Origin of the sequence: Citrobacter sp. RHBSTW-00029 (genome assembly GCF_014104295.1) — a bacterium.
Lineage (GTDB): Bacteria > Pseudomonadota > Gammaproteobacteria > Enterobacterales > Enterobacteriaceae > Citrobacter > Citrobacter youngae.
Window position 1 is genome coordinate 91,108 of the sequence record NZ_JABXRT010000001.1, and the last position, 19,243, is coordinate 110,350.

Genomic DNA, 19,243 nt, shown 5'->3' on the forward strand with positions numbered 1-19,243 from the left:
TGCCTCTGATTAAAGGTATATCTCATGAAAAAAACGACTTCACGCAAGGCGGCTCGCCGTCCGGCAAAACCGACTGACCTTTATCGCCAGATCACCGACCGCATTGTTGTCGCGCTGGAAAACGGCGTAGCGCCCTGGCGTAAGCCGTGGCGCGCGGCTGCCGGCAGCGGTCTGGCCGGTCTGCCCCTGAATGCCACAACCGGACGTCACTACAGCGGCGTGAATGTCCTGCTTCTCTGGATGTCAGCGGAAGAGCAGGGTTTTCGCAATAACCGCTGGATGACTTACCGGCAGGCGCAGCAGGCTGGCGGGCAGGTGCGTAAGGGTGAGAAAGCCACCCTGGCGGTGGTTTATAAGGACTGGACGAAGCAGGCAGAGGATCGCGAAGGTAACCGCCTTTATGACAGTGACGGTAAACCGCTGATGGAAACCGTGCCGATGCTCAAACCCCTGCAGCTGTTCAACGCTGAGCAGTGTGAGGGGTTGCCGGCAGAGGTTGCGGCTTCACCTGAGCAACCACCGACGGTGGATGAGGACGGCATACTCTGTCCGGACGTGATGAACAGGGTGATCCGGATGTTTAACGCCACTGGGGTTAAAAACCGGATGCTGCCTCAGAACCGGGCATATTACCGCCCGCTGACGGATGAAATTGTGATGCCGATGGCTGAGCAGTTTTTTACGGAAGCGGACTGCTGGTCCACGCTGTTGCATGAGCTTGTACACAGTACCGGTCATGCGAAGCGACTTAACCGGGAGGGGATAACCTCCTCATCCCGGCAGTTCGGGGACCCGGTGTATGCCTTTGAGGAGCTCATCGCCGAAATGGGCAGCGCGTTTTTGTGTGCTCAGCTCGGCGTGTTCGGTGAGGTTCAGCACGACAGCTATGTGGACCACTGGCTGAAGGTGCTGAAATCTGACAAAAAGGCCCTGTTCCGCGCCTGCCGGCATGCCCGGGAAGCGTCGGAATATCTGCTGGCACTGCCTGAAAGTCAGGCTGTGGCGGCGTAATTAACTTATCCGGTGACGGTTATTCCGTAACTGTCGCCGTCCCGTGAGGACACCGCTCCTCACGGGGCTGTGTCCTCTTTTTTTTATGAAAGAGGAGTATTCACTATGTCCGAATGGTGTCATAACCGCCTGGAAATCACCGGTAAATCAGTCTGCATCGATGTCATGCTGCAGTGGATAAACGGCACTGACGTACCGCGTCACCGCCACGCAGTGCAGCAGAGCATACAGCTGTTTCTGGCTGGCGCGGCGGGGATACTCAAGCCGGTGCGGACCACGTCGTATCCGCCCTGTCAGGGGCTGGTCCGTGCAGGCACCGGGCTTTCCACTGCGGCCAATCAGGCGTTTGAAAGCTGGCTGGCGCTCCTGCTGAAGGATGCCATCCTCGATGCGGAAACCATCAGAGCCGTGGACCGGCTTTATCACCAGTCAGGTCTGGGCGCGCTGAAATGGGAGAATATTCCCGACCCGGCACGTGAGGTTATGGCGGAGCTGATTGCCAGACAGTATACCGACTGGTTTGGTCTGGTCAGCGCCGGCGATGAGTCTCATGCTGCAACTGCCTGGGAGCGGCTCAGCCAGTATCCTGAACGCTCCCAGCCCTGCGATATGCTGGCCGTCATACCTACGCGGCTGGCAGCAGAGCTGAACGGCTCCGGGGGGCTGATGTCCGGTGTGTCGACCACAACCAGCCTCTACTGCCGGCAGTACGGCATGGAGTGGCCGGCCGGGCACAACGTCAACTGGCAGCGCCATACGCCTAACAGTCTTACGCTGCAGATGGATATGCCCTGGCTCCCGCCGTCAGGTGAGGTTGTCGGGGAAATCTCAGCGGTGTTTGACTGCGAGGTGCGTCACAGCTACAGCGAGCCCGTGAGCGGGCTCAGCGGTTACGACTGCTATGACGGCGGTGAGCATGTTGACGGACACAAAGGCGCGTCCGGCGCGCCTCAACCCGGACAGGTGCTTTATCTCGTCAGCGATGAGCCCGCTTCACCGGCTCAGGAACCTGCATCATATCGTGAGGTCCGGGGGTAAAAGCCTGTTCCTCCGTTGACTCAGCCACGGCTCTGCCGTGGCATTTTTTTCTCAGCCGACGGCCAGTTGACCAGGATATGCATTCCTTTTTATTGTGGCTTCAAACGGAATAATTAACCATTTGAATTTAATGATAATTCTTTTTGGCGAGCTAAGGAGTTCAAATCAATACCTGCCACTTACCAAAAACAAGAAGTTTTCAACTACCATCCATTGCTAAATGTTTCAAGTCGTTCTATAAGGAATGCTCATAATTAAGCTAATTCTTAATAATGATTTCAACATGTTAATAGTAGCATATTAATATTAACGTTTCTTATGGTTTCGAATGAGGTTCTATGAACAGGTTATTGGTTATAAAGGAAGAAAATCATACAGTTAACCCTGATATGGGGCTTGTGATTCCTGTTGCTTATCTTGATGAAAATGGAAATTATGAAAAAATTGATCCTAGCGATTTTCCTAATGGAGGAATATTTATTTCCAAAGGATTTTTGAATATAAGCCAGCAGTTTGGATATGATGAATTATTTATTCTTAATGAATATTACGAAAGCAATGATGATGACTGGAAAATTAATACAAGACATCAAAAGCATTTTGGACTTGGAAGTAAAGTAGAAAGGCTCGATAAAAGCTACTTTATTCCAATTATAAAATCTGCTCTCCCCGATATAAAAACAGGTTTCCTTGGTCATGATATTGACGCCCCTAGCGCTCAATTCTTTATTGAGAATGAGGGCTATGTATATGGACCGTTTAAAGCCTCCAAACAAGATAACAATTGGCAATTATCTCCTTTATCTACACCGTCACCCTTACAGCTTAAACAAGACCATATAGCAAGGTTTGATTTAAAGGAAATTATAGCTAATGATTTTTCTTATGAGTTAATTATTAAAGGTGAAGTTAGAAAATATATTAAAAATTTGAAAGACCTCTCCAGTTTATTGTTTGAGCAAAAAGATTACATTTCAGATACAAGGCTTGTTTCTTACTTCACCAAAAATGGATTTGGAAATGGATTTTCGAAAAATAAATCTCCTTTAGGAAAAAGTGAAGCGCAAAAGTTGTCGCAAGGGATTGATGAGTATGTTAAGAAGAATAAAGTATTAGAGAATAGCGAGCGTCTTAAAAGACTTAAGGAGCTACTTGGAGAATTTTTAGATTCAAGTCCATTCGGCCAAGAGATTGTTCAAGAGTTTTTAGCAGAAAGTAGGGATGGCAGGCTTTATTTAGATGATTATTTCAGCAAAAATAAAGACCTGCTGGTTAAGCAAAAGTCTAAAGAACTAGAGGAAGTTACTCGAGTACAGAAGAGTAAATTAAATAAAGAGATAAGTGATTTAGAAAGGCTAATAACAAATAAAAAAGCAGAATTAGATTCTGAATTAAAAAATGTTGAATATGAAAAGGTCAGGGCTAGAGAAGAACTTGAGAGAATAAAAAAACAGTCTGCTGAAGATGCTCATGACCTTCTCCTTCAAAAACAGCAGGCTTTGACGGAAAAAAATGCTGAGTTAGAAGAAAACATTAAAAATGCAAGCATTAAGCTTGAACAATTCTACTCAATGGAGTCTAGGGTAAATGATTATAATTCTCTGAATGAAGAAATAAATTATCTGAAAAGGCTTAAAGAGGATATTGAAAAAGACAAAGAATCAGCTGAGAAAGCACTTAAACTTAAAAAAGCAACTTTGAACTCTCCACAGCTTCTGGAAAAAACTGTAGAGATACAAACAATACAAAACCTCAAAACTCTCTTGAATGGTGGCAGGGCAAGAGAAAGCACGCCGAAAATATATAAAACAAAGATAAATCCATCAACTATCGAACTGAATAAAGAAAACAGAAAAGAATACATTAATTACTTAGTTGATTCATTTAGCAACGATAATGGAAGGAATTTTTCATTTGATGAAATGGCGAATTTAATTATATGCTTGAATCAATCATTCATGACAATTTTATCAGGCCCTCCGGGAACAGGAAAAACCTCCACGGCTATTAGATTAGCTCAAAATATGGGCTTGACTAATGGTGAGAATACATACAATACTAGTAACTTTATTAATATTCCAGTCGGAAGAGCTTGGGTATCAAGCCGAGACATCTTAGGATTTTATAATTCCTTAAAAGACGTTTACCAGCCAGCCCGTACAGGTCTTTATGAGTTTTTGAAGAGTGATCATAATCCAGATTATTTGAAAATAATTCTACTTGATGAGGCCAACCTGTCTAGCGTCGAACACTATTGGTCAGACTTTCTAGGTATGTGTGATCCCGAAGGAAGAAATAGAAAAATTGATTCTGGCATTCCATCTGAAGACGAAAGATATATTACCGTGGCTGATGGTGTGCGTTTTATAGCAACTATTAACAATGATGCGTCAACTGAACGTTTATCGCCAAGGTTAATCGACCGGGTACCCGTAATAGGTTTAAATCACAACGCAGAATTTAAATCGAACGTTATAAGATCTTTAGCATTTGAAGGCGCTGTGAAAAACGAATGGTTGGAAAGTTGTTTTGATGTGAGCTTATATGAGTCTTCTTTTACGACGGAAGAGGAGAACTTACTTGATGAAATAATAGAAATATTAAAAGCTCCTCTTACCAGAACTACTTCTGTTAGAGTCAGTCAAAGAAAATATAATGCAATGAAGAGGTATTGCTATATTGCTAATGAAATCGAAGGGTTACAAGTTCAGCCTCTAGATTTTGCAATAAATCAGCACGTTTTGCCATTGATTGAGGGGTACGGTGCAGGTTTCAAAGAAAGATTGCACAATCTTGAGCAAAAGCTTGTGGAGTTTGATCTTCATATTTCTAAAGCAACACTTAGAAATATAATAAATAATGGTGATATTTATAGCGAATCTTACTCTTATTTTTAGGATTGTTGATTATGAAAATTAAGGTTTCAATTTTAGGGGGGAAGCGTCAGGGAGATGCTTTTGAACTGAAGTTAATCGATGAAAAAATCAACTCATCATTATTCATTCTTGAAGATGAAGCTATAGAAATAGCCTTTACGAGTGAAAACTATTACGAAAAGATTTCTTTGTTATTATACGAAAATGAAGTGGAACCTACTTTAATCGAACGTGTAGGCGAGCTTTGGACTTACAGATGGCTTCCCAAAAGGCTAGGGCGTTTTTCATATGAATGTTTTTTCCATAATTACTATGGAATAGCCGAATTAGTACTTGAAGCTCAATACGGTGAAAGGACTGAACTTTTTAGTTTTCAATCGATAGAAGTTCTGGCAAAAAAGTTAAATGCAGAGCGAGTTGATAAGATGCTGAACTATATAGCAAAAATCGATAGTAATGCTCTTTGTGCTTTTTTCAGAGTAACTCGGCGGAAAGCAGGTTTCAAAAATGGGGATACTCCTGCTGAAATTTTACTAGAACAAATTGAAAGCATTGTCGAAATAACGACAACCCTGATAAGAAAAATAATACAAAGACCTATTTCTAAATTAACAAGTCGGGAGAAATATGTTTATCCGAGTGACAACACAAATATTGATGATTTGACGCTGTCATGGCTATGTAGCAACACTGATGAGCTATTTGAAACAGATTCATATGAAAGTGCAATTTTGGAGTTTAACGATGAGCTTTATGGGGCGAGAAAGCTTATTGAGCACCAGGCAGTAGAAGATTCTGACGTTTATGAAAATCAAGTTTTGCATGGTTTTGTTATGACTTTAATTCAAACCACTTCTTCTCTTCTTTCAGGCTTCAAAAACCCTGATAAGTATCCAAATAGAATAAATGGAAGCCCTTTAGGGTATGTTAGTTTTTTCTCTCAAATACAAAAATTTCAGAAGAGTATTAATGGGCGAAAAATTTTAAAATGCAAATCAATATTATCAGATTTACATTCTCTTAAAAGGATAATGGCAGAGGTGATGCCTGCAAAAAAAAATATAATCGGAGTGCCCACGTTTACAATGAAAGCCAAAAAGGATCCTTTATACCTTTCTGTTTTCAAAAAGATCGTTGACTGGTACCGATTTGGGAAACCTGATTGGAGTGTTCAAGAAGAGTTATTATCCATACAAAGCATTCCAAAATTGTTTGAATACTATTCTCTTTTCTATATAAGAGAGATATTAGGACAGCATATAGGCTCTAAATCCGCGCCCGAACCAGTTAATGAATCAATATCATTTGTTTTTAATCTTAGAAAAGGGGCTACTCTAAAATTACTATATGAGCCAAAATATTGGATGGCCACCCATCCCATGGCAGACCTAAGAGGTTTGGTTAACAGTGAAGGATGGACAACTTACAATGGTATGGTGACTCATCGTTCTTCCTCAGGGAGATTTTCTAATCGATCTCCCGACTTTGTAATACATATTAGCAATGGGAATGGTATTGACAAGTATCTCATTCTTGATGCGAAGTATACTTCTACTGATAAAGCCTTTTTACATTATTTACCTGAGTTAACGCTTAAATATCTTCATGGACTTCATTCTATTTCAGATGCAAATAGTTCCATCATTGGTTTGATTATTTTAAATCCTGATGAGAAACTACTCATTAGAGATTTCCATAATTCATCATTTGATATTTATTCGGATAGGCCAGCTATGCCATTTTTATTATGCGCTACCATTTCTCCTGGGGAAGAGTATATAAGTAATAATTGTTTCCAACATTCTCTTTTAAAGATGGTAACTCTTATGGAGCAACGTGTTAACACAGAAGGTCAAGGTCGCTACTTAATGAACGTTTTAAGTGCTTAGGGGGATTGTAAAGTTTTAAATTAAATATCTCCTGAAGAATTCTATAGATAAAAATAGTGCGTGAATAGCGGAGAGAGTGAATGAAAGACCAATTAAGATAATTGATAGCGATTATTGTTAACGTCAGCGCAAGTTTGTGGATGTTGCTAACTTGTCATGTATACGTAGTATAAAAAAATAAGATCATCATTTTTACGCTCCCGCTCGGGGGCGTTTTTTATCTTTGAAAAAAGGGATCTGGTTTTTTCTCGAAGTGCACGCTTCCCGCTGTCAGGCTGTTTTTTTACATCTGCTGCTGCGGGAGAACACAGTGACCTGGAAAACAACAGCCGAACAAAACGCCATCATCGAGTGGAAGGGCAATCATCTCGTGGTGAATGCCTTTGCCGGTACAGGTAAAACCTCCACTTTAGTGAGTTACGCTGAAGCCAACCCGGAAAGTAAAATGCTTTACCTCGCCTATAATCGCGCTGTGCGGGATGAGGCTGAACGCAAATTCCCCTATAACGTAGAGTGTAAAACGTCGCATCAGCTTGCATGGGCCCGTTTCGGCAAACATTTCCGTGACCGGCTGACAGCCAGTCTGCGCATTACGGATGTGGCCAGAAAGCTCAATACCCGCCACTGGGCGCTGGCGCGGCTGGCGCTCAGCGGGCTGAACATGTTCCTCTGCAGTGCTGACCCCGAGCCGGGGCTGATACATCTGCCGTCTGAGGATGATCGCCACGGTCTCGATGCCGGTAAAATTCTGGGGGCAATACAAATCCTCTGGTATGAAATGAGCCGTACTGATTCAGTCTTTCCCGTCACGCACGACACCTACCTTAAACTGTTCCAGCTCTCTCATCCTGACCTGTCAAAACGCTGGGACACCATCCTCTTCGACGAGGCACAGGACGCCAATCCGGTGACCAGTGCATTTGTACTGAATCAGCCCTGCCGGGTCATTCTGGTCGGCGACCGTTACCAGCAGATATACCGGTTTCGGGGGGCAGATAATGCACTGAGAGCCCCGCAGCTGGTGCAGGCAGACCGGTTGTGGCTGACAGCGAGTTTTCGGTTTGGCCCTGAGGTCGCGCGGATGGCCAACATCCTGCTTGAACGTGCCGGAGAGGAAAAGCGCGTGACAGGTAACGGGGGGCAGGATGCTGTCGTCAGCAGCCTTCCGGCAGGGGCTGAGCATATTGCTGTACTGAGCCGGACGGTATCCGGCGTGATCGGCAGTGCCCTGACGGCGAGCCTTATGGAGAAAAATGTCTTCTGGGTCGGGGGGATTGAAGGCTACAAAACAGAGGAGCTGGAAAACCTGTACTGGTTCTCCGCCGATATGCCTGAAAAGATGCAGTCCCCGCGCCTCAGCCGGGACTACCGGGATTTTGATGAATACTGCTCAATAGCAAAAGCCACACAGGACGTGGAGATGAACCAGGCCATTCGTCTTCTCGATGACTTTTTCCCACTACCGCAAAAGCTGGCCATCATGCGCCGTCAGGTGGTAACCCATGAGAAAGACGCTCAGGTCACGGTTTCAACCGCACACCGCAGCAAAGGGCTGGAATGGCCGGTGGTAATGCTGAGTGAGGATTTTACTGACATTACCGACCCGCTTCTTTCGCAGGATGAGCGGCAGGATGAGACTAACCTGCTGTACGTGGCTGTCACCCGGGCCAGAAGAACGCTTGTGCTTAACGAACTGATGCGCTGGCTGAGCGATGAAGGCGGGAAAAACCGCGAGACGACGCACGAAAACGTACCGTCCGGAAATGGAGAGAGCGCCGACAGGCACGAAGAAACGGGAAAAACTTCTGAGAGTGAGTAACTGGTTTTTTATGGTGAAGCGCGGGGAGTGTCACAACACTGGGCAGCCCTATACCAGGAGAAAATCATGCGCGACAGAATCAGGACCCTTAGGTTTCTGTTTTCAAAAGGTGAACCGGAACCAGCACATCATGTATCCGCTGTCACACCTGCCGGCTACCACACTCCGCGTACGGTCGATACGCTGTGCTGTAGTCCGTTGAGAAAAACCTGCCTGCAACAAATATGGGAAAACAGCTCACTTCCGGCGGATGTTTATCACCGGTTTTATATAACGCCACTGCATGGCTTACTGGCCAGGGTACAGAATGTGCCGGCAACACAGCAGGGAAGGTGGTCGCAGTCAGACGGCTTCGGGGACCTTACGCTGCAGTTCACAACCTGTGCGGTCAGACTGGCCAAAGGATACATGTTTCCACCCGGAGCTGCGCCAGAAGAGCAGGCAGAGCAAAACGTGATGTGGAATGCAGTCATTTTCTGGTCTGCACTGTTCTGGCATTTGCCGCTCCTGGCGTCTCTGGAGGGTGAGCTGCTTGATGGTAAAAGCTGGCTTCCGGGAATAACCGTTCCGGACTCACCTTATCGATTTCGCTTCCGGGAAGCTGACAACTCCTCAGCTTTTGCAGCGCTGGCAGCAGGACAACTTGTGCCAGCAGAGGCGACAGGATGGCTGGCAGAAAATCCCGAAGCTCTGGGCAATCTTACCGGGGCCTTATGGAACCAGCATCCGGCGATGCCACTTATTAGAAGCTTAATGAAGCAAGCTGCTGAAAAGGTGGAATCGCCTTCGCTGGAGGTATCCGGGGCAAATGAGAAAGTTAACACCCTCATAGAGCCGGCCCTTTCAGTTACGCAAACGCCGTCTGATCAAGAGATTGAATCAGAACCGTCAGTAGAAGCAAAACTTAAAACTGCATCGCCAGAAGTTCCAGATTTGCAGGGTATTCAACTCGCATCTTCTATTGCACCGGTGCCGATGGCTGATGACAGCAATCTCGTCAGCAATGAAAAGGCAGGCGAGATTACGGAATGTGATCCAAACGAAACAGAGAAGGCTGATACAGAGATGCTGCTAAGTCTGTTCAGTGCAATTGCAGAGCCTGATATGACCGGGACTGAAGCATGTGATGAAGAGCCTTCAATCAGTACGAGAGCAGAAAGTGTGCCAGAATTTTCCCCCCTTAATGAACTAAGTCCCGAAGCTGATAAGCCTGAGATAAATCAGACAGTAGCAGAAGACTCTTTCCCTGAACGCGCTGTAGAGGATAACATCCCTTTACACAGCATTAACATTGACGCACAAAAAACAGTGATAAAAAAACAGACTGGCACTGAATTTGTCAGGTGGCTTTCTGAAGGACTTAAGAGCAAGCGAATTGATATTAATCAGCCTGATTCGAGGGCGCATGCAGTTGCAGGGTTCATCTTTCTCAGGGTTCCGGACATATTTTATCTTTACATCAGAGAAAGCGGAGCAGAGCTAAGCAGGGATTCCATACAAATTGAATTTGAGAAGCTGCATATTCACAGGGTGCGCAGGGGAGAGCGTTTTATTAAAGCAAAACTGTACCACTCGCCTGGCAAAGAAGGCACGTTTAAACCTGTAAGTGGATATCTTGTCAAGACTACACACCTTTTCAGAGGGGCGTCTTCCCCTGAAGACAGCGGGCTTCTGTCTTTCCTGTGAAGGAGGGGCAGTCCATGAGGGCCCTTAAGGGCAGCTTGATTTAGAAAAAGGAAATGCTGTATGTCTGACAAAAACCATTATACGACATGGGAAGAATTGCTTGAGGAGTACTTCTTCGCCCGAAACCTGCGAGCTGCAACAGAATGGAGCTACGCAAAGGTTGTAAAGGGATTCCTGAAATTTACGGGGGCAGACATAACCCCATCAATGGTTACACATCATGAAGTACTCAGATGGCGGCGACATGTACTCAGAGAAAAGCAACAATCGGCGCAGACCTGGAACAATAAAATTGCACATCTCAGGGCCCTCTATAACTATGCTATGGAAAGTGGTTTATTGCCTGCGGGCAAAAACCCTTTTAACAATTGCACTGTACAGCGGGACAGAAAGAAAAAGCGGACTTTAAACCGCTCTCAGCTAACCCGCCTTTATCTGATAATGCAGCAGGCTGAAATTGAATCCAACCGGAAAATTTTCGCACGTGGCGGTCGGAGTGCGCTTTACCCGGCCTGGTTCTGGATAACCGTCCTGGATACGCTCAGATATACGGGAATGAGGCAAAATCAACTGCTGCATATTCAGCTCAGGGACGTCAATCTGACAGAAGGTTATATAGATCTGCGCCTTGAGGGGAGTAAAACGCACAGGGAATGGCGCGTTCCCGTTGTTAAGCAGCTGCGTTTGCGGCTACAGCTTCTTCTTACACGGGCAACGGAGGCTGGAGCCGGGCCAAAAGATAACCTCTTCGATGTCAGTTTTTACATTGCCGGGAAAAAGGCAAAATTTGATAGGAATGATGTGACAGTGATGCATCAAAAGATCCGCTCCTTTTTTCGCCGTCTGTCAAAGGAATGTGGTTTTGCCGTTTCGCCGCACCGTTTCAGACATACCCTGGCTACAGAACTGATGAAAGCACCGGAAAGGAATCTTCAGTTGGTTAAAGATTTACTGGGTCATCGTAGCGTAAGCACAACAATGGAATATGTGGAACTCAATATGGACATTGTGGGAAAAACACTGGAAGAAGAATTGTCGCTGCACACAGATCTCTGTGTAGAAAGGGAATTACAACTATTGACACAAAACTGATTGACTGGGATTATTGCCAGTGATCGAGAACAGGGAGCCTGCGGACACAGGCTCCCTGACTTGAGGGACTGATTCAGAAACGTTAACCAGTGCAGATACGCCTACACCGGAGGACATTCCGTAATGACCGGCCCCTGTATTAACCGCCCGTTAAGGTTCTCATCTCTTAACCAGCGTGCTTTGATGCAAAATTAGTGGTGCCCGGACTCGGAATCGAACCAAGGACACGGGGATTTTCAATCCCCTGCTCTACCGACTGAGCTATCCGGGCAACGAGGCGCATTAAACCCGATTCACTTCGTTTCGTCAACGAAATTTCTTCAAATCAATGCAGACTGCACAATCTATCACCACATTGCTGGTATTGCACGCATTCTCAGGCAAAAAATGCCGTCCATGCTGCGGAAAGCGGCATTGCCAGCAGCAGGGCGGGAAGCATATTCACCACCGCAAACATTTTGATTCCGCAAATACGTAGACCCGTCGCCAGCAACAGCAGTCCGCCTACCGCGCTGAAATCGGCCATCATGGCTGGGGTTGTCAGCGGTAAAATCAGAGCCGCGCAGGTGGCGAGCGTCAACTGAATTGCCAGCATAGGCACACAAATTGCCGATACCGCGATTCCTAATGAGCAGGCAAAGATGATGGCCGTGAAGAAATCCAAAAATGACTTGGCGATTAAAATATTAGGATCGCCGGTCATCCCTTCATGGATCGCACCGAAGATCCCGGTCCCGCTGGCGCAAAACAGCACGATGATAGCCACGTAGCTTTGGATGAAAGATTCGTGTGTTGCATTGACATCCGATTTGGTGAAAAGCTGCTGCGCTTTGGCGACAGCGGTATTAATGCCTTTTTCCAGATGACAGAACTCGCCGATCAGCGCGCCGAGCAGCGTTGCCAGCACCATCACCGGCAAGTTAGCGCATTTGATAACCAGCAGGATACCAATCCCCAACGAGCACAACCCGAATATTGAGGTCATTGAGATCCGAATACGTTCGGGTAAGTGCTGGCTGAGCAGCGCGCCAAGAACGCCACCGAGTAAAATGGCGCTGGCATTAATAAAGGGTCCGATTACCACGTTAGCTCCTGCATACCTATTATCGTATTGATGTTAAAGGCAATTGTCTGGGTGAAATTATGTTTCAGATTGCATTATTATGCCGCTATTTTCAGACGAAATGTTTGTTTATCTGTGAGGTTTAAGCACAGGATTTTATCTTGCGCCTGTAGGTGAAAGGTGCCATGATTGCGCGAATTTTCTCCTGTCTGAATGGGGCTGCCTGGGATGACATTACTCCCCCTACATCGCCTTCAATATCGCCTTTTTGCGCGACGTTTGCCCCTTCCTGCGACTTATCTATACTCTCCCACCATGCGGTGAGGGCAGCGCACGCTCACTGCAGGATAACAGTAAAATCAGAGGCTATCTGCTTTTACTGATGTCTGGCGGTCGGGGCTGGTGACCAGTTTGACCTGTCATTTCGTGGGGCATAGCAATGCGGCTTTGCCCGGGACTTTTGATTCTCCCGATACGGGTTTTTGCACTTATGAAATCAATGAATATTGCCGCCAGTGGTGAACTGGTTTCCCGTCTGTCTACTCATCGCAAGGTGGTGACGCTGGACAGTACCGATTTTACTGACGTCGCGGCAGTCGTCATTACCGTTGCGGACAGCCGCAGCGGGATCCTGGCTTTGCTGAAACGCACCGGGTTTCACATACCGGTGTTTATATTTTCAGAGACCAACGTGGATGTCCTGGCAGACGTTGAAGCGGTTATCTGCGGCAATGCGCAGGACTGGCTGGAGCTGGAGTCTGCCGCCCGTCGGTATGAGGAAGAGTTGCTGCCGCCGTTCTATGACACGCTGACCCAGTATGTTGAAATGGGGAACAGTACCTTTGCTTGTCCGGGGCACCAGCATGGTGAGTTTTTTAAGAAGCATCCGGCGGGTCGACATTTCTACGAGTTCTTTGGCGAGAACCTGTTTCGCGCGGATATGTGCAACGCTGACGTTAAGCTGGGAGATCTGCTGATTCATGAGGGATCAGCGAAACATGCGCAGAAATTTGCCGCGAAAGTTTTCCACGCGGATAAAACCTACTTTGTGCTGAACGGGACTTCTGCGGCGAATAAAGTGGTGACCAATGCGCTGCTGACGCGCGGCGATCTGGTGTTGTTTGATCGCAACAACCATAAGTCCAACCACCACGGCGCGCTGATCCAGGCAGGCGCGACGCCGGTTTATCTGGAAGCAGCGCGTAATCCGTTTGGCTTTATTGGCGGCATTGATGAGCACTGCTTTGATGAGGCGTATCTGCGCCAGCAACTGCGTAAAGTTGCGCCGCACAAGGCTGACCAGCCGCGCCCGTTCCGTCTGGCAATCATTCAGCTTGGTACCTATGACGGTACGATCTACAACGCCCGGCAGGTGATCGACAAGATCGGTAGCCTGTGCGATTACATCCTGTTTGATTCTGCCTGGGTTGGCTACGAGCAATTTATTCCGATGATGGCCGATGGGTCACCGCTGCTACTGGAGCTCAATGCTGACGATCCGGGGATCTTTGTCACCCAGTCGGTACACAAACAGCAGGCCGGATTCTCGCAAACCTCGCAGATCCACAAAAAGGATAACCATATTCGTGGTCAGGCGCGATTCTGCCCGCACAAGCGTCTGAACAATGCGTTTATGCTGCATGCTTCCACCAGTCCGTTTTACCCGCTGTTTGCGGCGCTGGACGTGAACGCCAAAATCCATGAAGGCGAGAACGGTCGTCGGCTATGGGCGGAGTGTGTGGCGCTGGGGATCGAGGCCCGTAAAGCGATACTTACCCGCTGTAAGCTGATTCAGCCGTTTATTCCCCCGGTAGTCGATGGCAAACCGTGGGAAAGCTATCCGACGCCGGTGATTGCCAGCGAGCGCCGCTTCTTTAGCTTTGAACCGGGTGCTAAATGGCATGGTTTTTCCGGCTACGCGCGCGACCAGTACTTCGTTGATCCCTGCAAGCTGTTGTTAACTACTCCGGGCATTGATGCGCAAACCGGGCAATATACTGAGTTTGGTATTCCGGCGACGATTCTGGCGCATTACCTGCGTGAAAACGGCATTGTTCCGGAGAAATGCGACCTTAACTCGATTCTGTTCCTGCTGACCCCGGCAGAAAGCACCGAGAAACTGGCGCAACTGGTGGCGATGCTGGCGCAGTTTGAGCAGCATATTGAGGACGATACGCCGCTGGCAGATGTGCTGCCCACCATCTTCAACAAGTATCCGGTACGCTATCGGGATTACACGCTGCGTGAACTGTGTCAGGAGATGCACGATTTATACGTCAGCTTTGATGTCAAGGATCTGCAAAAAGCGATGTTCCGACAGGAGAGTTTGCCTACCGTGGCGATGAACCCGCAGGATGCGAACAGCGCCTTTATCCGTGGTGATGTCGAACTGGTGCGTATTTGTGATGCCGCAGGTCGCGTTGCGGCAGAAGGTGCGCTGCCTTATCCTCCAGGCGTTCTGTGCGTGGTACCGGGCGAAATCTGGGGCGGGGCGGTCCAACGTTATTTCCTGGCGCTGGAAGAGGGCGTTAACCTGCTGCCGGGCTTCTCACCGGAGCTGCAAGGTGTTTACAGTGAAACGGATGCCGACGGTATTAAGCGTCTGTATGGATATGTTGTGAAGTAAGCGCAAAAAAAGCGGGTTACCTTTTGGCAACCCGCTTATCTCTGCGTAAACGTTAGTGCGCGATAGTTTGGGTACCTGCCGGAACGCGTACGTGTTTGTATTTAAACAGCGCCACGAAGGCAAAAGCCAGAACCAGCGAGTAACCTGCGAAGATCAGCCACACGGTCTGCCAGTCGGTAATACCGTTCAGCGTATAGTGTTCAACCACTTTACCGCTCACCAGACCGCCAAGAATACAGCCGAAGCCGTTGGTCATCATCAGGAACATACCCTGTGCGCTGGCGCGGATTTCAGGGCGAACCTCTTTCTCTACGAACACCGAGCCAGAGATGTTGAAGAAGTCGAAGGCGCAACCGTAAACAATCATCGACAGAACCAGCAGCACGGTACCGAACGGTGTCGGATCGCCGTAGGCAAACAGGCCGAAGCGCAACATCCACGCCACAATACTGATAAGCATCACGTTCTTAATACCGTAACGGCTCAAGAAGAACGGGATGGTCAGGATAAACAGCGTCTCGGAAATCTGCGAGATCGACATCATCACCGAGGCGTGTTCAACGATGAAGCTACCGGAGAACAGCGGGTTGTTATCGAAGCTGTGCAGGAAGGTATTACCGAACATATTGGTAATCTGCAGCTCAGCGCCCAGCATCATTGAGAAGATAAAGAAAATCGCCATACGCTTGTTTTTAAACAGCGCGAAAGCATCCAGGCCCAGCATGGACGACCAGCTCTGGTTTTTCTGCTGGTTAGCCACCGGAATATGCGGCAACGTCAGCGTGAACAGCGCCAAAACAACGGACAGCGTCGCACCGATATACAGCTGCATATGACTCAGCTCGAAGCCGGAGAAGCTCACGCCCCACATCGCCATAATAAAGCCAATGGTGCCCCAGATACGGATTGGCGGGAAGTCTGTAACGATATCCATCCCGGCTGACTGCAGGCGATAGTAAGAGATGGTGTTGATTAACCCCAGCGTTGGCATATAGGCCAGAGAGTTAAGCAAGATTACAAAGAACATGGCGCCTGGGGTGGTGACTTCGGCTGCGGCGAACAGCGTTGCTGCGCCGACCAGGTGACAAATGGCGTACACCCATTTCGCACTGATCCATTTGTCGGCCACGATCCCTAACAGCGTAGGCATAAACACGGCGGCGATCCCCAGCGAGCTATACACTGCGCCAATGGATGCACCATCGAATTTTAGGGTGACAAACATATAGGAGCCGAGGGTAGTGAGCCAACTACCCCATAAGCAGAACTGCAGAAACGAGAGCACTTTCAGCTGCAGCTTAAGATTCATGTTAATTTCCTCACACCGTGATGCGGATGAATGTTTTAAAAGGCACATTTGCCGGGGCTTGATGATGTGATTCTATCAACGAGAGACACTCTTTTTTTGTTACCTGTGACAAATATTTGCAAACAATTTCTGATTGCAAAGCAAAAGAGTGATGGGGTTAACACTTTACCCTCTTCCGGGCCCCGTTTACCGGGGCAGAAGAGGGATATATTAGCGGCGTCGATATGATTTTTGGGCGGAATTGACCTTGTAAAGGTATCGGCGTGATTCAGCAGACGGATGTCGGGTGGTCAGCGTTTGATAAACGTCCCCCGGGGTCATGCTGTTGATAATATTCGCGGCCTGAATTTTATCGTTCGAGAAAACGCGCAGCACGCTGCCCGCACCGCCGTTATATGCCGTGATCACCGCGTAGCGACGGGAGGTTGGATTATCAATGCCGCCTAAATAGACATTGTTGAGCATAGCCAGATAGGCGGTACCGGTATCAATGTTGCTGGCCGGGTCAAACAGGAAGCTACGGCTCGGTGTGCCGGAGCGCCCTTGCGAGCGAAACACATCTTTCCCGGCGCTGTGCTGTACCACCTGCATCAGTCCCAGCGCATCGGCATGGCTGACCGCATATGGGTTAAATGAGGATTCGGTTTGCATAATGGCCAGAATCAGCGCCTCATCGACGCCATACTTACGCGAAGCCTGACGCACCATGCCGACGTATTTATGCGCGCGCTTATCAAGGTGGTTCGGTACCAGGTTGATCGTCACGCTATAGATGATGCGAATACCATTGCTGCGGCTTTTCAGGCGTGTTTTCAGCAGATAGTCAGCGAAATTGGTGGCACGCCCCTCCCAACGAATGGGCTGGCCGGTATTATCGACCACCTGCCCGTACAGGAACGGCTCTTTGGAAATCTTGATGTCGTCGACATCGGAATAGAGGTCGATAGAACCCGGATCATCGCCCATCAGCAATGTCTTGATAATCGCCCGACGCAGGTGCCCGGCGGGATCTGTCCCGGCAATGGTCTCGACGGTTATCGTACCGTCATCAAAGTTGATATGGCTGCGGGTTTGATACTGATCGGTATACTTTACGTAGTCCTTCGGACCCGCAATCAGCACTTCCTTAAATCCCCACAGATTCTCAATGTTATGGGCAAATTGCCCCATCAGAATATCAAAACCGTTGGTATCCTTGACCCAGGCTTCGTTATAAGAATCGCCTTTTTTGGTCGAACTGGAACAGGAGATGAGCAACGGCGCAATAACGGCAAGCGCGAGAAATTTTTTCATCATTCCGGGAGTGCGTGTTGTGTTTGTTATTTGCAAGGACCAGATTAAATCGTAGGCCGGATAAGCGCAGCGCCATCCGGCAACGGTTCTTAAGACTCTGGTGTATAGCCTTCAATATGCACATCTTTGCCTTCAAACAGGAAGTTAATCATCTCCTGTTCCAGTAACTTACGATGCTCAACGTTCATCATATTGAGCTTCTTCTCGTTAATCAGCATGGTTTGCTTGTGCTGCCATTGCGCCCATGCTTCTTTAGAAATCTCGTTATAGATGCGTTTCCCCAGATCGCCCGGGTACAGCTGAAAGTCCTGGCCTTCGGCTTCGCGTTGCAGGAAAGTGCAAAAAATCGTTCTGCTCATAAAAAATCCTCTCTATCGACCGGTACGTTAAACGTGTGTGCCGGCACGTAATTGCTGTAACAAACGCTCCACGGGAGCCGCCAGTCCGACCGACGGCGGTTGCGCTAAGTTATACCAGAGCGCGTTGCCTTCATCCATGCATGAGCCAAATGAAGACACAGGAAGCCACATAGGCACAATGTCTAAGTGGAAATGGCTAAAGGTATGGCGAAACGCATTAAGTTGGGTCAGATTATCTGCGTTAATTTGCCGTTGCGCCAGCCAGTTGCGCAGTCCGTTTTCATCGTCAAACTGCGGAAAACAGTATAAACCCCCCCATAAGCCGCTGGGCGGTCGCTGTGCGAGCAGCACTTCGTCATCATGCTGCATCAGTAAAAAATAGCCAGTTCGTTCCGGCAGCGTCTGTTTCGGTTTTTTACCCGGGTATAACGCCCAGCTTGCATTGGCGCTGGCCACACAGCCATTTTCCAACGGACACAGCGAACATTTAGGTTTTGAGCGCGTACAAACCATGGCGCCTAAATCCATCATCGCCTGATTAAAACGCTCAACACCCTGGGCCGGCGTAACCTGCTCGCTCAGCTCCCACAGCTTCTTTTCGACCTCTTTTTTACCCGGCCAGCCGCTTACAGCATAACAGCGAGCCAGCACACGTTTGACGTTACCGTCGAGAATCGGAAAATGCTGACCCAGAGAAAGAGAAAGGATCGCGCCTGCGGTTGAGCGACCGACGCCAGGTAGGGCGGCGACCTCATCAAAGGTTTGCGGAAATATACCGCTATGCAGCGTGACAACCTGCTGCGCCGCTTTATGCAGATTACGCGCCCGGGCGTAATAGCCCAGCCCGGTCCACAAATGCAAAACTTCATCCAGCGGCGCATGGGCTAAATCCGTTACCGTTGGGAAGCGCGCCATAAAGCGCTCAAAATAAGGGATAACGGTCGCAACCTGAGTTTGTTGCAGCATTACCTCAGAGAGCCATACTTTGTAAGGCGTCTTGTCAATTTGCCAGGGCAGCGTTTTCCGCCCGTATTTGTCGTACCAGCTCAACACCTGAGCCGAGAATTGAGACGCTTGCATGATTACCGTTTCATTATTGCCGGGGGCAAGATTGCAGCACAGCGGCAACGGGGTGTAAACCGGAACTTTCCGCTGCTCACTTTCTTCCTTTACTTGCATCCG

At 48.1% G+C, this 19,243-nt stretch carries 13 protein-coding genes and 1 tRNA gene; 8 read left to right on the top strand and 6 right to left on the bottom strand.

Annotated elements, in window-relative coordinates; genetic code table 11:
* Nucleotides 1-24 precede the first annotated feature (24 nt).
* From HV041_RS00475 to HV041_RS00505, 7 genes are all read left to right on the top strand, one after another.
* A complete protein-coding gene (locus HV041_RS00475) occupies nucleotides 25-1,011 on the top strand; it encodes an ArdC-like ssDNA-binding domain-containing protein (protein WP_016807929.1) in 987 nt (328 codons plus the stop codon).
* Nucleotides 1,012-1,116: 105 nt separating this feature from the next.
* Nucleotides 1,117-2,049 carry a DUF1281 domain-containing protein gene (locus HV041_RS00480; protein WP_016807928.1) on the top strand — a complete coding sequence of 311 codons (933 nt, stop codon included), beginning with the start codon at nucleotides 1,117-1,119 and terminating at the stop codon, nucleotides 2,047-2,049.
* A 338-nt stretch (nucleotides 2,050-2,387) separates the two neighbouring features.
* On the top strand, nucleotides 2,388-4,946 hold the full coding sequence (locus tag HV041_RS00485; protein WP_016807927.1) for an AAA family ATPase: 2,559 nt from the start codon (nucleotides 2,388-2,390) through the stop codon (nucleotides 4,944-4,946).
* Nucleotides 4,947-4,957: 11 nt separating this feature from the next.
* Nucleotides 4,958-6,814, top strand: coding sequence for a DUF2357 domain-containing protein (locus HV041_RS00490; RefSeq protein WP_016807926.1), 1,857 nt, complete (start codon nucleotides 4,958-4,960; stop codon nucleotides 6,812-6,814).
* Between the two features lie 310 nt (nucleotides 6,815-7,124).
* On the top strand, nucleotides 7,125-8,633 hold the full coding sequence (locus HV041_RS00495; RefSeq protein ID WP_026055876.1) for a UvrD-helicase domain-containing protein: 1,509 nt from the start codon (nucleotides 7,125-7,127) through the stop codon (nucleotides 8,631-8,633).
* Between the two features lie 66 nt (nucleotides 8,634-8,699).
* Entirely contained in the window at nucleotides 8,700-10,319 is a 1,620-nt protein-coding gene (locus HV041_RS00500) for a TraI domain-containing protein (RefSeq protein ID WP_016807924.1), read from the top strand.
* 60 nt (nucleotides 10,320-10,379) lie between these two features.
* Nucleotides 10,380-11,411 (top strand): site-specific integrase, encoded by a 1,032-nt coding sequence (locus tag HV041_RS00505; protein WP_016807923.1) that lies wholly within the window; start codon nucleotides 10,380-10,382, stop codon nucleotides 11,409-11,411.
* A gap of 195 nt (nucleotides 11,412-11,606) precedes the next feature.
* Here HV041_RS00505 and HV041_RS00510 read toward each other — a convergent pair.
* Together HV041_RS00510 and HV041_RS00515 are read right to left on the bottom strand one after the other, a co-directional pair.
* Nucleotides 11,607-11,682: transfer RNA gene (locus HV041_RS00510), tRNA-Phe, on the bottom strand.
* Nucleotides 11,683-11,787: 105 nt separating this feature from the next.
* Nucleotides 11,788-12,495, bottom strand: coding sequence for a DUF554 domain-containing protein (locus HV041_RS00515; protein WP_048213202.1), 708 nt, complete (start codon nucleotides 12,493-12,495; stop codon nucleotides 11,788-11,790).
* A 469-nt stretch (nucleotides 12,496-12,964) separates the two neighbouring features.
* On the opposite strand from HV041_RS00515, the gene HV041_RS00520 reads away from it, so the two are divergent.
* The gene (locus HV041_RS00520; RefSeq protein ID WP_121585041.1) at nucleotides 12,965-15,100 is read left to right on the top strand and encodes an ornithine decarboxylase; all 2,136 of its coding nucleotides are present in this window, start codon (nucleotides 12,965-12,967) and stop codon (nucleotides 15,098-15,100) included.
* 52 nt (nucleotides 15,101-15,152) lie between these two features.
* Here the strand turns inward: HV041_RS00520 and HV041_RS00525 are convergent, their stop codons facing one another.
* The 4 genes from HV041_RS00525 to mutY form a co-directional block, all read right to left on the bottom strand.
* Nucleotides 15,153-16,409 carry a nucleoside permease gene (locus tag HV041_RS00525; protein WP_003027130.1) on the bottom strand — a complete coding sequence of 419 codons (1,257 nt, stop codon included), beginning with the start codon at nucleotides 16,407-16,409 and terminating at the stop codon, nucleotides 15,153-15,155.
* A gap of 210 nt (nucleotides 16,410-16,619) precedes the next feature.
* The gene (gene mltC, locus HV041_RS00530) at nucleotides 16,620-17,705 is read right to left on the bottom strand and encodes a membrane-bound lytic murein transglycosylase MltC (RefSeq protein ID WP_153070212.1); all 1,086 of its coding nucleotides are present in this window, start codon (nucleotides 17,703-17,705) and stop codon (nucleotides 16,620-16,622) included.
* Between the two features lie 86 nt (nucleotides 17,706-17,791).
* Complete coding sequence (locus tag HV041_RS00535; protein ID WP_003027126.1) at nucleotides 17,792-18,061, bottom strand: oxidative damage protection protein; 270 nt, start codon at nucleotides 18,059-18,061, stop codon at nucleotides 17,792-17,794.
* A 27-nt stretch (nucleotides 18,062-18,088) separates the two neighbouring features.
* Nucleotides 18,089-19,141 (bottom strand): A/G-specific adenine glycosylase, encoded by a 1,053-nt coding sequence (gene mutY / locus HV041_RS00540; protein ID WP_121585505.1) that lies wholly within the window; start codon nucleotides 19,139-19,141, stop codon nucleotides 18,089-18,091.
* Between the last annotated feature and the right edge of the window lie 102 nt (nucleotides 19,142-19,243).

Coding starts and splice junctions, on each gene's coding strand:
- HV041_RS00475 (WP_016807929.1), top strand. CDS start 25: ATGAAAAAAACGACTTCACGCAAGGCGGCTCGCCGTCCGGCAAAACCG.
- HV041_RS00480 (WP_016807928.1), top strand. CDS start 1,117: ATGTCCGAATGGTGTCATAACCGCCTGGAAATCACCGGTAAATCAGTC.
- HV041_RS00485 (WP_016807927.1), top strand. CDS start 2,388: ATGAACAGGTTATTGGTTATAAAGGAAGAAAATCATACAGTTAACCCT.
- HV041_RS00490 (WP_016807926.1), top strand. CDS start 4,958: ATGAAAATTAAGGTTTCAATTTTAGGGGGGAAGCGTCAGGGAGATGCT.
- HV041_RS00500 (WP_016807924.1), top strand. CDS start 8,700: ATGCGCGACAGAATCAGGACCCTTAGGTTTCTGTTTTCAAAAGGTGAA.
- HV041_RS00505 (WP_016807923.1), top strand. CDS start 10,380: ATGTCTGACAAAAACCATTATACGACATGGGAAGAATTGCTTGAGGAG.
- HV041_RS00520 (WP_121585041.1), top strand. CDS start 12,965: ATGAAATCAATGAATATTGCCGCCAGTGGTGAACTGGTTTCCCGTCTG.
- HV041_RS00525 (WP_003027130.1), bottom strand. CDS start 16,409: ATGAATCTTAAGCTGCAGCTGAAAGTGCTCTCGTTTCTGCAGTTCTGC.
- mltC (WP_153070212.1), bottom strand. CDS start 17,705: ATGATGAAAAAATTTCTCGCGCTTGCCGTTATTGCGCCGTTGCTCATC.
- HV041_RS00535 (WP_003027126.1), bottom strand. CDS start 18,061: ATGAGCAGAACGATTTTTTGCACTTTCCTGCAACGCGAAGCCGAAGGC.
- mutY (WP_121585505.1), bottom strand. CDS start 19,141: ATGCAAGCGTCTCAATTCTCGGCTCAGGTGTTGAGCTGGTACGACAAA.